This is a genomic window from Vibrio sp. J2-4 (genome assembly GCF_021728155.1).
Lineage (GTDB): Bacteria > Pseudomonadota > Gammaproteobacteria > Enterobacterales > Vibrionaceae > Vibrio > Vibrio diabolicus.
The window spans coordinates 1-13,734 of record NZ_JAKKCN010000013.1 but is presented as its reverse complement, the minus strand read 5'-3'; the positions used below and the strand labels follow the sequence as shown (position 1 = coordinate 13,734).

At 46.1% G+C, this 13,734-nt stretch carries 12 protein-coding genes; 9 read left to right on the top strand and 3 right to left on the bottom strand.

The genetic code is table 11. The features are described 5' to 3' along the window. Positions 1-73: 73 nt before the first annotated feature. Complete coding sequence (rarD, locus tag L3V32_RS23980; protein WP_167426130.1) at positions 74-991, bottom strand: EamA family transporter RarD; 918 nt, start codon at positions 989-991, stop codon at positions 74-76. A 174-nt stretch (positions 992-1,165) separates the two neighbouring features. Here rarD and recQ point away from each other — a divergent pair, with 174 nt between their 5' ends. The 3 genes from recQ to L3V32_RS23965 all read left to right on the top strand — a co-directional run bounded on the left by recQ (position 1,166) and on the right by L3V32_RS23965 (position 4,267). Beyond that, positions 1,166-3,001 (top strand): ATP-dependent DNA helicase RecQ, encoded by a 1,836-nt coding sequence (recQ, locus tag L3V32_RS23975; protein WP_005397012.1) that lies wholly within the window; start codon positions 1,166-1,168, stop codon positions 2,999-3,001. A gap of 9 nt (positions 3,002-3,010) precedes the next feature. Next, positions 3,011-3,316 (top strand): DUF3630 family protein, encoded by a 306-nt coding sequence (locus L3V32_RS23970; RefSeq protein WP_047010220.1) that lies wholly within the window; start codon positions 3,011-3,013, stop codon positions 3,314-3,316. Between the two features lie 282 nt (positions 3,317-3,598). Further along, positions 3,599-4,267 (top strand): 7-cyano-7-deazaguanine/7-aminomethyl-7-deazaguanine transporter, encoded by a 669-nt coding sequence (locus tag L3V32_RS23965; protein WP_005397008.1) that lies wholly within the window; start codon positions 3,599-3,601, stop codon positions 4,265-4,267. 180 nt (positions 4,268-4,447) lie between these two features. Here L3V32_RS23965 and gppA read toward each other — a convergent pair whose 3' ends face one another. Together gppA and rhlB are read right to left on the bottom strand one after the other, a co-directional pair. Further along, positions 4,448-5,941 (bottom strand): guanosine-5'-triphosphate,3'-diphosphate diphosphatase, encoded by a 1,494-nt coding sequence (gene gppA / locus L3V32_RS23960; protein WP_074190852.1) that lies wholly within the window; start codon positions 5,939-5,941, stop codon positions 4,448-4,450. A 19-nt stretch (positions 5,942-5,960) separates the two neighbouring features. Continuing rightward, complete coding sequence (gene rhlB / locus L3V32_RS23955; protein WP_124009030.1) at positions 5,961-7,280, bottom strand: ATP-dependent RNA helicase RhlB; 1,320 nt, start codon at positions 7,278-7,280, stop codon at positions 5,961-5,963. 111 nt (positions 7,281-7,391) lie between these two features. Here rhlB and trxA point away from each other — a divergent pair, with 111 nt between their 5' ends. The 6 genes from trxA (at position 7,392) to fre (ending at position 13,212) form a co-directional block, all read left to right on the top strand. Next, positions 7,392-7,718 (top strand): thioredoxin TrxA, encoded by a 327-nt coding sequence (trxA, locus tag L3V32_RS23950; protein WP_004745500.1) that lies wholly within the window; start codon positions 7,392-7,394, stop codon positions 7,716-7,718. A gap of 196 nt (positions 7,719-7,914) precedes the next feature. Continuing rightward, positions 7,915-9,174 carry a transcription termination factor Rho gene (rho, locus tag L3V32_RS23945; protein ID WP_005378757.1) on the top strand — a complete coding sequence of 420 codons (1,260 nt, stop codon included), beginning with the start codon at positions 7,915-7,917 and terminating at the stop codon, positions 9,172-9,174. 105 nt (positions 9,175-9,279) lie between these two features. Then, positions 9,280-10,272, top strand: a complete 993-nt coding sequence (locus tag L3V32_RS23940) for a hypothetical protein (protein WP_005398448.1) — start codon at positions 9,280-9,282, stop codon at positions 10,270-10,272. 92 nt (positions 10,273-10,364) lie between these two features. After that, complete coding sequence (gene ubiD / locus L3V32_RS23935) at positions 10,365-12,218, top strand: 4-hydroxy-3-polyprenylbenzoate decarboxylase (RefSeq protein WP_237285413.1); 1,854 nt, start codon at positions 10,365-10,367, stop codon at positions 12,216-12,218. Beyond that, positions 12,215-12,484, top strand: a complete 270-nt coding sequence (locus L3V32_RS23930; RefSeq protein WP_012841284.1) for a 2Fe-2S iron-sulfur cluster-binding protein — start codon at positions 12,215-12,217, stop codon at positions 12,482-12,484. The genes ubiD and L3V32_RS23930 overlap by 4 nt, the downstream gene beginning before the upstream one ends. 14 nt (positions 12,485-12,498) lie before the next feature. Beyond that, entirely contained in the window at positions 12,499-13,212 is a 714-nt protein-coding gene (fre, locus tag L3V32_RS23925; RefSeq protein WP_005398442.1) for an NAD(P)H-flavin reductase, read from the top strand. Positions 13,213-13,734 lie beyond the last annotated feature (522 nt).

Sequence of the window (13,734 nt, the reverse complement as noted above, 5' to 3'; positions counted from 1 at the left end):
TACATACAAAAAAGCTTGGTCACATTATGACCAAGCTTATCTGGCAATTTCTAACTTGTCTTGTAAAAAACGATCACTGTGGCTGAACGATTCGGCGTGAGCGACGGTTGTTGCGCAGTCCATCAAAGCTAAATACGACTAGCGCTCCCCAAATAAAGGCAAAGGTAATCGCTTTATCCATGGTAAAGGGTTCGCCATACATCAGTACTGCAAGTAAGAACATCAAGCTTGGGCCAATATACTGGAAAAAGCCCAATGTTGATAATTTGAGTCTTGTTGCCGCACCCGTAAAACAAAGTAGGGGCAGTGTGGTAATCACCCCTGCTGCAATCAACAAGCTATTTAATGCTAACGGGTTAGTGAGCATATTCGACGTTGGGGTTTCTGCAATAAACAGCAGATACAAGGCGGCGACAGGCAGAAGAAGTAATGTTTCGATAAACAATCCTGTTTTTGCATCGACACTGACTTTCTTCCTTAAGAGGCCATAGAAGCCGAAACTCATTGCTAACGCCATCGCAACAACGGGCACGGAGCCGAATACAATCAATTGGACCAGTACACCACAGCCCGCTAATACGACAGCAAACCATTGCAACTTACGAAGTCGTTCTCCCAAAAAGACCATGCCGAGCAAGACATTGATTAATGGGTTAATGTAATAGCCTAAGCTCGCGTCAAGCATATGATTGGAATTGACCGCCCAGATGAAAATCAGCCAGTTTCCGCCAATTAATACAGAACTTGCGATCAGGTAAGCGATCTTCGTTTTGTCTTTCGCGATGTAGTAAACCGAGCGCCAGTGACGGCCAAAGTGAAGGAGTGCGGCAAGCAAAAAGAAAGACCAAATCACCCGGTGGCTCAGAATCTCCAAAGGGGATACTTGTGCGATGGATTTAAAATACATCGGCGCAATGCCCCACATGGTATAGGCACCAATCGCCAGCAAGATACCTTGCCGAGCGCGTTGTTGTTCGTCTTCTGGTGTCATGAGGTGTCACCTAATTGTGTGTTTATAGAGCAGAAAATCAGTATACGAGTCGTGATGCGAAACACCTAGCAATTTGCGGTTTTATTCACCACGAAACCCCATTACAATGTGCCCTCACTTTGTGTGCTTGGGCATGCAAAAGCATTTCTACGATCACTCAATCTGAGATTATTCATGACCTCAACCTTGCTAGCCGAACAATCAGATACGCCTGTAACGCCTCAACGTGTGTTGGAGGAAGTATTCGGTTACCAGACGTTTCGTGATGGTCAGCAAGAAGTTATTGAAGCCGCTATCGAAGGCAAAGACAGCTTGGTCATCATGCCGACTGGTGGCGGTAAATCTCTCTGTTACCAAATTCCGGCGTTAGTGCGCTCAGGGATTACCTTGGTGATTTCACCGCTGATTTCATTGATGAAAGACCAAGTTGATCAACTGAAAGCCAATGGCGTAGCTGCGGAGTGTGTGAACTCGACCATGAATCGAGAAGAGCTACTGAGTGTGTATAATCGCATGCACTCTGGTCAGCTTAAGCTAGTGTATGTTTCGCCAGAGCGCGTGTTAATGCGTGACTTTATTGAGCGTTTAGAAAACTTACCCTTATCTATGATCGCCGTGGATGAAGCACATTGTATCTCTCAGTGGGGACATGATTTTCGCCCAGAATACGCGGCGTTAGGTCAGTTAAAGCAACACTTTTCACATGTACCTTTTATGGCACTCACTGCCACCGCCGATGATGCGACGCGTCGTGATATTCTAGAACGCTTACGCTTACATGAGCCTCAGGTGTATCTAGGAAGCTTTGATCGTCCCAACATTCGTTATACCTTGGTGGAAAAGCACAAACCGGTTTCTCAAATCATTCGCTATCTAGCCACCCAGAAGGGAAGCTGCGGCATTATTTACTGCGGCAGTCGTAAGAAAGTTGAAATGGTGACCGAGAAGCTATGCAACAACCATATCCGCGCTGCTGGTTATCATGCAGGGATGGATACTGAAGAGCGAGCTTACGTTCAGGAAGCTTTTCAACGTGATGACATTCAAATCGTCGTTGCGACGGTTGCATTCGGCATGGGTATCAATAAGCCAAACGTGCGCTTTGTTGTGCATTTTGATATTCCACGTAACATCGAGTCCTATTATCAGGAAACCGGTCGAGCAGGGCGAGATGGCCTGCCTGCCGAAGCGATGATGTTGTATGACCCAGCGGACATCAGTTGGTTGCGTCGTATGTTGGATGAAAAAGATGATGGACCGCAGAAGCAGGTAGAAAGCCACAAACTCAATGCGATGAGTGCTTTTGCGGAAGCGCAAACCTGTCGTCGTCAGGTACTGCTCAACTATTTTGGAGAGTATCGCGAAAAGCCGTGTGGTAACTGTGATATCTGCCTGGATCCACCAAAACACTTTGATGCGACCGAAGAAGCGCGTAAAGCGTTGTCGTGTGTTTACCGCGTTAACCAAAGTTTTGGTATGACGTATGTGGTTGAGGTGCTGCGTGGGATGCAAAACATTCGTGTGCGCGAACACGGCCACGATAAAATTTCGACTTACGGCATTGGTCGTGATCACAGCCATGATTACTGGGTGAGTATCTTCCGCCAGTTAATTCATAAAGGGCTGCTATTTCAAAACATCACTCGTAACTCGACGTTGCAATTAACCGAAGAAGCACGCCCTTTACTACGTGGTGATGTGTCTTTAGAACTTGCAGTTCCACGTTTAGATACCGCTGCACGTGCCGCGAAGTCGGATAAACTGACCAGCAAAAACTACGATAAGAAGTTGTTTGCCAAACTACGTAAGCTACGTAAGTCGATCGCCGATGAAGATGGTTTACCACCATATGTGGTATTCAGTGATGCGACCTTGATTGATATGGCAGAAATGCTGCCAACGTCATACGGCGAAATGTTAGCGGTTAGTGGCGTTGGTCAACGTAAACTAGAAAAATACGCCGATCCATTCTTGGATCTGATCCAAGAACACATTACTCACCACGGATAAGGAATCCATATGCACAAGGAATTTGGTCTCGCTGATTACATTGTTGAAGAAGGGCGTCTTATTATTACCGCTCCAAGCTTCGACCTCGATACTTTTCCGGCATTGGGTGAGCGTTTGGTGAAATTATTATCTGCGTCTGTGGTAGAAAAACAGTGGGATGCGGATATTCACTCTTGGTTGATCGATTTTGAAGGCTGCCGCTTGTTTATGAAAGCTGAGCACTACAGCGAAGCGATTTGGTTTGAAGCGCTAACAATAGAAGAGAGTAGGGAAGAGCTCGACTATTTAGCCGGGTTGTTCCAACGCGGCTTCTAAATTCAAGTTATCTATTCTTTAAAGGGTGTTTCACATGAAACACCCTTTCTTATTTTTGCATCAAAGCCCTTGGTTTTGACGTGATGTTCGCGAAGAAACGTTTGCGTATAAAACACCGCTTGTGAGTAAAATTGGTTAATGTATAATCGCCCACCGCTTTACTCTGAATGAGTTAAGCTAGTTTAATCGTCATTTTTTACATTGTTGGTAAGAGTGCTTTTCTCTGTAGAAAACGCTCGATTTGGGTTCCCTCGCCCCCAAACCAAACTAAAAAGGTATCGCATGAGTAACTTTACCCCTGCGCAGCAGCGCAACGCCCTTATCTATCTGGTTTTATTCCACCTAGTCATTATTGCATCCAGCAATTACCTAGTTCAGCTACCGTTTACTATCTTTGGCTTACATACCACCTGGGGGGCATTCACCTTCCCATTTATTTTCCTTGCGACGGATTTAACCGTACGTATTTTCGGTGCTCAGTTGGCGCGTAAGATCATTTTCTTAGTAATGTTGCCTGCTTTGGCTGTCTCTTACTTCTTATCGGTGGTGTTCTTCGAGGGGCAGTTCCAAGGTTTTGGTCACTTAGGGGAATTTAACTTATTCGTTGCTCGTATCGCGATTGCTAGCTTCATGGCGTATCTACTTGGTCAGATTATGGATGTGCACGTGTTCAACCGCCTACGTCAAATGAAACAGTGGTGGGTGGCCCCAACGTGTTCAACGCTTTTTGGTAATGCACTGGATACCATCGCCTTCTTCGCGATTGCGTTCTACCAAAGTCCAGATCCATTTATGGCGGAACATTGGACGGAAATCGCGCTGGTGGACTACGGCTTTAAGTTAGTGATTAGTCTTGGTCTGTTTGTGCCTATGTACGGCGTACTACTGAATTACTTAATTAAGAAGCTAACGGCAGTGAACCCTAACTTTAAAGTCACGACGACGGCATAGTTTTCATCAGTTAATAGCAACAAGGCCGCTTTTAATAGCGGCTTTGTTGTTTCTAAAGCAAATGTACAGCGAAATGAGTATTTAGATCATCGGTGTCTCAAAACTCTATGAGTTGTACATAGGATAATAACGGGTATTAAAAAGGCTCCAGAAGGAGCCTTTGTCATGGGATAACAACCATTAATCAGAGGTAATCGTTAATGGCCAACCGATATCAGTTTGACGGTTGGATTCGATTTCTAGCTCAGCGGCGGTCAACGGGTTGGCCGCTAGCCACTGCGCATCAATGTTTAATGTTAGGTTGTCACCTTCAGCCGTTAATACGACGTTTGGCTCTAAGTTTTGGTTGCGACGGTGAGTCAACAACACCGCTAAGCGCAACAACCGCAGTACGCGCTTGGCACTTGAGCCTGATAGCGCGTGTTGCTCAGGCAGTGAGGTGAGTTGTTCTCGATAACGACGGGCAATCTCACCAATAAAGAACTTCTGCGCGCGAGTGTAGCCAGGTAAATCCAGATTCTGGAGTAGGTAAGCACTGTGCTCACCGCCTTTTTTGAAATCGATCGTTAAGCCGATTTCATGTAGCTTTGCGGCGGTTTCAAGCAATATCTTGCCTTGAGGTTCAGTAATCCACTCATCGCCGCCGGCTTGCTCCAACAGTTTGCTTGCCAGTGCCGCAACTTGTTCACCGTATTGGTGATCGAGCTGATAACGATTTTGTACGCTGGCAATTGTGCGAGCACGGATGTCTTCTTGACGTAGCTCTTCAACCATCTCGTAGACTAAGCCTTCACGTAGTGCGCCGCCCGCGAGTGTCATCGCGTCGATTTCCAGTAATTCAAAAACGGCAATCAAAATAGATAGGCCACTAGGGAATACTAACGCACGCTCAAGCGTTAAGCCTTCAATGTCGAGCTCTTCTAAATGATCGGCTAACATGGCTTGCTTCTGCAGGCGTTTCAATTTGGAGTGAGTGATTACTTCGTCCATACCTTGCGCTAGCATTATCTCTTGCAATGCCTGAACGGTGCCTGATGCGCCAACGCACACATCCCAACCGATTTCTGTATAGCGCTCTAGAATTGGCTGGATTGTCTGCTTCGCGCCTTCAATTGCTGCGTCAAAGTTACGCGCATTCAACTGGCGATCTTTAAAGAAGTTTTCCAGCCAAGTCACACAACCCATTTTTAAACTGGTCAGTGCTTTGGCTTCGAAACCTTCACCGATGATGAGCTCGGTACTTGCGCCACCAATATCGACAACAAGGCGGCGACCGCTGCCTCCAGAAGTGTGTGCGACACCTTTATAGATAGTGGCCGCTTCTTCTTCACCGGAGATAACGTCGATTGGTTGACCAAGAATCTGGTTCGCTTTCTCCAGAAACACATCTACATTCGTGGCGGTACGTAAAGTTGCTGTGCCTACAATACGAATGTTTTGTTTAGGAATATCCTGCAAGCGTTCCGCAAATAGACTTAAGCAGTCCCATCCTCGCTGCATAGCTTCCATACTAAGAGAATTATGTTCATCTAGGCCCGCTGCTAGACGAACCTTGCGCTTAATTTTAGCCATTGTTTGAACGCTGCCATCGATATGACGCACAACGAGCATGTGAAAACTGTTCGACCCGAGGTCGATGGCGGCGTATAGCGGCGATGATCCTGCTTGACTCATAAACGAACTCAGTTTCCTTTTACGATTGTTTTGGTGCCGACTGACGCGGTTGGCGTGGACGACGTCCTTGCGGCTTGCGGTTACCTGAACCTGAACGAGTACCGCCAGTATTCGTACGACGCTGTTGGTTGCGTGGCGCACGCATACGAATTGGCGCTGGCAGATCTTGGATCAGCGCTGACGAATCGTATTCTGAAACTGGGATAGTGTGCTCAATGTATTCTTCGATTGCAGGCAGGTTAACTGCGTACTCTTCACAAGCAAAACTGATCGAGTGGCCGCTTGCACCAGCACGACCGGTACGGCCAATACGGTGAACGTAATCTTCACAGTCGTCAGGAAGGTCGTAGTTGAAAACGTGCGTCACTTGAGGAATATGCAGACCACGCGCAGCAACGTCAGTTGCAACAAGAATGTCGACATCACCTTTGGTGAATTGCTCAAGAATCTTTTCACGTTTCTTCTGCGGTACATCACCAGTAAGAAGACCGACACGGTGTCCATCGGCAGCCAAGTGACCCCAAACCGATTCACACTTGTGTTTCGTGTTCGCAAAAATGATGGCGCGATCTGGCCATTCTTCTTCAATCAAAGTTTGAAGGAGGGCCATTTTATCTTCGTTAGAAGGGTAGAAAAGTTCTTCCTGAATGCGGTGACCAGTTTTCTGTTCTGGTTCTACCACCACATGCTCAGGGGTGTTCATGTGCTCAAATGCCAGTTCTTGAACGCGGTAAGAAAGCGTCGCTGAGAACAGCATGTTCAAACGCTCTTTTGGCTCAGGCATACGACGGAACAAGAAGCGAATGTCTTTAATAAAGCCAAGATCGAACATGCGGTCGGCTTCATCCAGAACAACGGCTTGAATGTTGTTAAGATTGAATACGCGCTGTTTGTAGAAATCGATGATACGACCTGTCGTACCAATCAGAATATCGACACCATCTTGCAGCTTATTCAATTGCTTATCGTAGCTTTCACCACCGTAAGCCAAAGCGGTTTTTAGACCAGTGCTCTCAGTTAATGCTTCTGCATCATTGTAAATCTGAATAGCAAGCTCACGTGTTGGCGCCATAATGATTGCGCGTGGCTGCGTAGGCTTACGACCTTCATGCTCTGGTGTCGTCAGAAGGTGGTTGAATGTAGCAGTAAGAAACGCGAGCGTTTTACCAGTACCCGTTTGGGCCTGGCCTGCGATGTCTTGGCCGGTGAGCAGGACCGGCAACGCCAAGGCTTGGATAGGGGTACAAAATTCGAACCCTTTTTTGTCCAATCCTTCAATAACTTGGGGCTTTAAGCCCAAATCGGCGAACTTTTGCTCTGTGATATGCGTCTTTTTCATGGTTATAGAATATCAGCTAAAGCTTGCAATACGAAAGTAAATACATTCCAATAGGGCATCTAATTACTGGTTATCATCCAACCAGTTTCGAAAAACACATTGGAGTGGAAGATGAGTGATAAGATTTTGCAGCTAACTGATGACGGTTTTGAAAACGATGTAATCAACGCTGCAGGCCCGGTTCTAGTGGATTTCTGGGCAGAATGGTGTGGTCCTTGTAAAATGATCGCTCCTATTCTGGACGAAATCGCAGACGAGTACGAAGGCAAACTCACTATCGGTAAACTAAACATCGACCATAACGCAGGTACACCACCTAAGTTTGGTATTCGCGGCATTCCAACGCTACTGCTATTCAAAGACGGCAACGTAGCGGCAACGAAAGTTGGTGCTCTGTCTAAAACTCAACTAAAAGAGTTTTTGGACGCAAACTTATAATCACCAAGTGATTACAGATAAAACCGTGCAAAGTAACAACGCACGGTTTTGTTTTTCTAACTCTGGACTAGAATACTAATTAGTGCTAACTTATCGCGCGTTAATTGAACAAATTTCTCTTCTTGGTCGATCCTGAGACCAAATCCATCTTAACTAGAAAACAGATCTTATTTTGACTAAACAAGAATCCACCACCATGAACCTTACCGAACTGAAGAACAGACCTGTGTCTGACCTTGTAAAACTGGGCGAAAGCTTAGGATTAGAGAACCTAGCTCGCTTAAGAAAACAAGACATCATCTTCGCGATTTTAAAAGCGCACGCTAAAGGCGGCGAAGACATCTTTGGCGATGGGGTTCTGGAAATTCTGCAAGACGGCTTTGGTTTCCTACGCAGTGCAGATAGTTCATACCTTGCGGGTCCGGACGATATCTACGTATCACCAAGTCAGATTCGTCGCTTTAACCTACGTACTGGTGACTCTATCGCTGGTAAAATTCGTCCACCAAAAGACGGTGAACGCTACTTTGCCCTTCTAAAAGTCAATACCGTTAACGACGACAAACCAGACAACGCTCGTAACAAGATCCTATTTGAAAACCTTACCCCTCTACATGCAAATGAACGCATGGTAATGGAGCGTGGTAACGGTTCTACAGAAGACATCACAGCACGTGTTTTAGATTTGGCATCGCCTATCGGTAAAGGTCAACGTGGTCTGATTGTTGCTCCGCCAAAAGCGGGTAAGACAATGCTTCTGCAAAATATTGCTCAAAGCATCGCATACAACCACCCAGAGTGTGAGTTGATGGTACTTCTTATCGACGAACGTCCAGAAGAAGTAACAGAGATGCAGCGTCTAGTTAAAGGTGAAGTAGTCGCGTCGACTTTCGATGAGCCAGCATCTCGTCACGTACAAGTAGCGGAAATGGTAATCGAGAAAGCAAAACGTCTTGTTGAACACAAGAAAGACGTGGTTATCCTGCTTGACTCTATCACTCGTCTCGCTCGTGCTTACAACACCGTAGTACCTTCATCAGGTAAAGTACTGACAGGTGGTGTGGATGCAAACGCACTACACCGTCCTAAGCGTTTCTTTGGTGCAGCACGTAATGTTGAAGAGGGCGGTAGCCTAACGATCATCGCAACGGCACTAGTAGATACTGGTTCTAAGATGGATGAAGTTATCTACGAAGAGTTCAAGGGTACAGGTAACATGGAACTGCACTTGAACCGTAAGATTGCTGAGAAGCGTGTATTCCCTGCGATTGACTTCAACCGTTCAGGTACACGTCGTGAAGAGCTACTGACGAAGACTGATGAACTACAGAAAATGTGGATTCTGCGTAAGATCGTTCACCCAATGGGCGAAATCGACGCGATGGAATTCCTCATTGATAAGCTAGCGATGACGAAGACCAACGATGAGTTCTTCGATGCGATGCGTCGTCAGTAATAGCTGAGTCCTTATTCTAAAAAAGCCACCGTTAACGGTGGCTTTTTTGTTGCTTTCTCCCGATGGAAGCATCAGAATGAGGAGAAATGTTATCGGGAGGTTAACATGCAACAAGGAATGTTGTCGTCATTACTCCTGAGCTTGTCACTTATCACACTACCCGCGACGTTATCTGCCAAGGAAATGCAGGAGTCTGTAGTAGAACAGTGGCTTCAGGATACTCAAATACAGGCTAAAGTCTCTGAACTGCTTGATTACGTTGTCAGGGATGAGGTCGACTCGCTTAAATTTGCCCTTGATCGACTAGCTTTACCTCAACAAGAGGTCGTGCGTTTTCGGTTATTGGAAAAGCTTGAGAAGCAAGATGTGATTCTCACGCCTAGAATGGCTCTGTTTGTTGAGTCTCAGATCCGTATGACTCCTACTTATCAGGTTCTAGAGCGAGGGGACGGGTATGAGTTTAGTGTGCCTGCCTTTAACTTTCCTGCCATTGCGAGCCGCTTGATTAAGCGTTGGAAGCAAGACCAAAGTACCTTGGACTTTGTACTACAAGCTGAGCGGAAAGAGCTCGACTTAAAGCAATGGCTTACAGGGCAATCTCAACAAGCTCAAGCGCGTGAAGCACTTTTGATTCGAGAGTTGGACAGCTTATCACCGCATGCGCTTGCCGCATTAACCACTCAGTTAACCAAAGCGAATGTGACCAGTTGGCTACCATCGACAGCCGTGATCGTGAGATTAGCGCAAGTAAGTCAAGATGAGGAAGTGTACAACTTACTCTGGCGGATGAGAGCGGATTACAACAGCCAGTCCGAACTCGAGCGTTTAGCTACGGTTGGGGACGTTTTTTCAATTCAGCAATTGATGAACTCCACCGTCAATCCGTCACTCAAACCAGAAGCCATTAGTCTACTCACAAAATCCAACCCTTTATCTCCGCAAGTGAAACAGTTTCTAGTGAGCAAAATGGCACTATCGGAAGAAGCTACCATGGTCGCTCGAGAGCTGGCGCAGCAAGGGCATCAAACCTGGTTGGAAGAGTTAGTCTCTAACAACCATCAAGTGAAGACCCGGCAGATAGAGCAAGTATTAAAGTAATCTGGCTCACATACCCACAAAAAATAGGAGGATCTTAGCGTCCTCCTATTTGTTATACTGCGGGCAGTTTAATCAGCCAGTCATGAAGGCCTATGAGTTTTAAGGATTTACGCGAATTTATCGACCACCTAGAACAGAAAGGTCGACTTAAACGCATTGCTCACCCAGTCGATCCCGCTTACGAAATGACAGAAATCAGTGACCGCACCTTGCGTGCTGGTGGACCTGCGCTGTTGTTTGAGAACCCAATTGGCTACGACGTACCTGTTTTGACCAACCTATTTGGTACACCAGAGCGTGTCGCGATTGGTATGGGACGTGAAGATGTTAAAGAATTAAGAGAAGTCGGTAAGCTGCTGGCTTATTTGAAAGAACCTGAGCCACCAAAAGGCTTCAAAGACGCATTGGAAAAATTGCCAGTGTTCAAGCAAGTATTGAACATGCCAGCCAAGCGTCTGCGTAAAGCGGCGTGCCAAGAGATTGTGTGGCAAGGTGATGAAGTCGACTTGGACAAAATCCCAGTAATGAGTTGCTGGGCGGAAGACGTTGCACCACTTCTTACGTGGGGCTTAACCGTGACCAAAGGTCCAAACAAGAAACGTCAGAACCTAGGTATTTACCGCCAACAGAAAATCGCCAAGAACAAAATCATCATGCGTTGGTTAGCTCATCGTGGTGGTGCGCTTGACCTACGTGATTGGATGGAAACCAATCCAGGTAAACCTTTCCCAGTTTCGGTTGCGTTTGGTGCAGACCCCGCAACCATTCTTGGCGCAGTAACGCCAGTGCCAGATACGTTATCGGAATACGCATTTGCAGGTTTACTACGTGGCAGCAAAACTGAAGTCGTGAAGTCAGTTAGTAATGATTTGGAAGTGCCAGCGAGCGCTGAAATCGTGATGGAAGGCTATATCGACCCGAACGAGTTTGCTGATGAAGGTCCTTATGGCGATCACACTGGCTACTACAACGAAAAAGAAAAGCACCACGTGTTTACCATTACGCACATTACTATGCGCAAAGACCCTATTTATCACAGCACCTACACAGGCCGTCCGCCAGATGAACCAGCTGTATTGGGTGTGGCATTAAACGAAGTGTTTGTGCCGATTCTGCAGAAACAATTCCCAGAGATTGAAGACTTCTATCTACCGCCAGAAGGTTGTTCGTACCGAATGGCAGTCGTCACCATCAAGAAGCAGTACCCAGGACATGCCAAGCGCGTAATGATGGGCGTGTGGTCTTTCTTACGTCAATTCATGTACACCAAGTTTGTTATTGTGTGCGATGAATCGGTAAATGCACGAGATTGGAATGATGTCGTGAAAGCCATGTCAGAGCATATGGACCCAGTACGTGATACCTTGATGATAGATAACACGCCAATCGACTCGCTCGACTTTGCTTCACCTGTGGTCGGGCTTGGCTCCAAAATGGGCTTGGATGCGACCATTAAATGGGATGCTGAGCTGGCGACGCGAACCGAGGTCACTGAGCGAGACAGCAAAGCGATTACCGAAGCAGAACTGAATGAGTTGAAACAGCAACGCCCTGAGATTGTTGACGTCTATCTTCCAGTTACAGCAAACAACCAATTTGCTGTCGTAACTATGAAGAAAGACCAAGCTGGTCAATCCCAAGAATTGATGGAATATCTATGGGGCTTCTTTGCTCAGTACGCGGCTAACAAATTCATTATCTTGTGCGACGATGACGTCAATGCACGAGATTGGAATGACATCATTTGGGCTGTAACAACTCGAATGGACCCAGATAGAGACACAACTCAAGTGCGTGGTAATACTGAGAGTTCATCCAAATTAGGATTGGATGCGACCAACAAGTTCGAATCTGAAGTCACGCGCGAGTGGGGTACGCCTATCAAAAAAGATCCTAAACTTGTGGCTAAAGTCGATGAGATTTGGGACCAGTTAGGTATTCTATGAGTCATCAAGTCCACCTTCTACCAATGGACGTTACGTTTCCAGTAAAAGAAGGGGAGACGGTGTTGGAAGCTGCGCTCAACAACAATATTCGCTTCCCTCACCGTTGCCAAGTTGGCGCTTGCGCCATGTGCATGTGTAAAAAGCTAACGGGCGAGGTGAATTACCACCTCGAACCGATGCTAACCGAAAAAGAGCAACAGCAAGGTTGGATATTCCCTTGCCAAGCCTATACAGAAAGTAATTTAGTGCTTACTTTTGATGAGTAAGCGAGAGGAACACCATGACCATCCAATGTAAAGTAAAGTCTATTCAGCCGTTAGCTTGTAATACTTACCAAATCCTTCTTCACCCAGAATCACCAGTGCCTTTTAAAGCGGGTCAGTACCTGATGGTAGTGATGGGTGAAAAAGACAAACGTCCTTTCTCTATCGCGAGCAGCCCTTGCCGTCATGAAGGTGAACTTGAACTGCACATCGGTGCGGCGGAACACAACGCTTACGCTCAAGAAGTTGTCGAAGCAATGCAAGCGGCGCTTGAAACTGATGGTCAGATTGAAATTGATGCCCCGCATGGTGATGCTTGGGTTCAAGAAGAAAGTGAACGTCCACTATTATTAATTGCTGGTGGTACAGGTTTTAGTTACGTGCGCTCGATTCTGGATCACTGCGTAGCGCAGAATAAAACCAACCCTATCTATCTATATTGGGGCGCGCGCGATAACTGCCAACTTTATGCAAAAGAAGAACTGGTCGAGATCGCCGATAAGTTTACTAACGTTCACTTTGTTCCAGTTGTAGAAGAAGCACCTGCTGATTGGCAAGGTAAGGTTGGTAACGTGCTACAAGCGGTGAGTGAAGATTTCGAAAGCTTAGAAAACTACGATATCTATATTGCAGGTCGCTTCGAAATGGCTGGTGCAGCACGTGAACAGTTCACTCAGAACAAGAAAGCGAAGAGCGAACGTATGTTCGCAGACGCGTACGCATTCATTTAAATACGGCTTATGAGGCAGAAAAAGAGGGTTTTTTACCCTCTTTTTTGCTTTTTTGATGAAATAGTCATCGAACAGTCGGTTTTTTCCATTTTTTCCCAAAAAAGGGTTGCGAACGGATCTGAGTTCCCTATAATGCGCATCCACCGACACGGCAGACGCGATAAGGCTTCAGCAGGGTCGGAGAGGTAAAAAGCTTCTACGAAAAATAAAATTGAAAAAGTGTTTGACACTGTCAATTAAATCGCTAGAATGCACCTCCGCTTTGAGAGAAAAGTTTCTCGAAAAGCAAGCTCTTTAACAATATAGACCTATCAATCTGTGTGGGCACTCGTTGATGATAATCCAATTAGAAATTTCTCTTAATAAAGAGGGGTTTCAAATTAGGTTTCAATGATACGAAGTGACCATTGAATCTTCGGATTCAGCACAGTCAATTCAAACATTACTTTATGTAATGTTCAGTATTCATTGAGCCGAACAAAATCTTAAATTGAAGAGTTTGATCATGGCTCAGATTGAACG

What these genes read in the sequence shown, in the direction of transcription:
- rarD (WP_167426130.1), bottom strand. Translation starts at nt 991, where the DNA reads ATGACACCAGAAGACGAACAACAACGCGCTCGGCAAGGTATCTTGCTG.
- recQ (WP_005397012.1), top strand. Translation starts at nt 1,166, where the DNA reads ATGACCTCAACCTTGCTAGCCGAACAATCAGATACGCCTGTAACGCCT.
- L3V32_RS23970 (WP_047010220.1), top strand. Translation starts at nt 3,011, where the DNA reads ATGCACAAGGAATTTGGTCTCGCTGATTACATTGTTGAAGAAGGGCGT.
- L3V32_RS23965 (WP_005397008.1), top strand. Translation starts at nt 3,599, where the DNA reads ATGAGTAACTTTACCCCTGCGCAGCAGCGCAACGCCCTTATCTATCTG.
- gppA (WP_074190852.1), bottom strand. Translation starts at nt 5,941, where the DNA reads ATGAGTCAAGCAGGATCATCGCCGCTATACGCCGCCATCGACCTCGGG.
- rhlB (WP_124009030.1), bottom strand. Translation starts at nt 7,280, where the DNA reads ATGAAAAAGACGCATATCACAGAGCAAAAGTTCGCCGATTTGGGCTTA.
- trxA (WP_004745500.1), top strand. Translation starts at nt 7,392, where the DNA reads ATGAGTGATAAGATTTTGCAGCTAACTGATGACGGTTTTGAAAACGAT.
- rho (WP_005378757.1), top strand. Translation starts at nt 7,915, where the DNA reads ATGAACCTTACCGAACTGAAGAACAGACCTGTGTCTGACCTTGTAAAA.
- L3V32_RS23940 (WP_005398448.1), top strand. Translation starts at nt 9,280, where the DNA reads ATGCAACAAGGAATGTTGTCGTCATTACTCCTGAGCTTGTCACTTATC.
- ubiD (WP_237285413.1), top strand. Translation starts at nt 10,365, where the DNA reads ATGAGTTTTAAGGATTTACGCGAATTTATCGACCACCTAGAACAGAAA.
- L3V32_RS23930 (WP_012841284.1), top strand. Translation starts at nt 12,215, where the DNA reads ATGAGTCATCAAGTCCACCTTCTACCAATGGACGTTACGTTTCCAGTA.
- fre (WP_005398442.1), top strand. Translation starts at nt 12,499, where the DNA reads ATGACCATCCAATGTAAAGTAAAGTCTATTCAGCCGTTAGCTTGTAAT.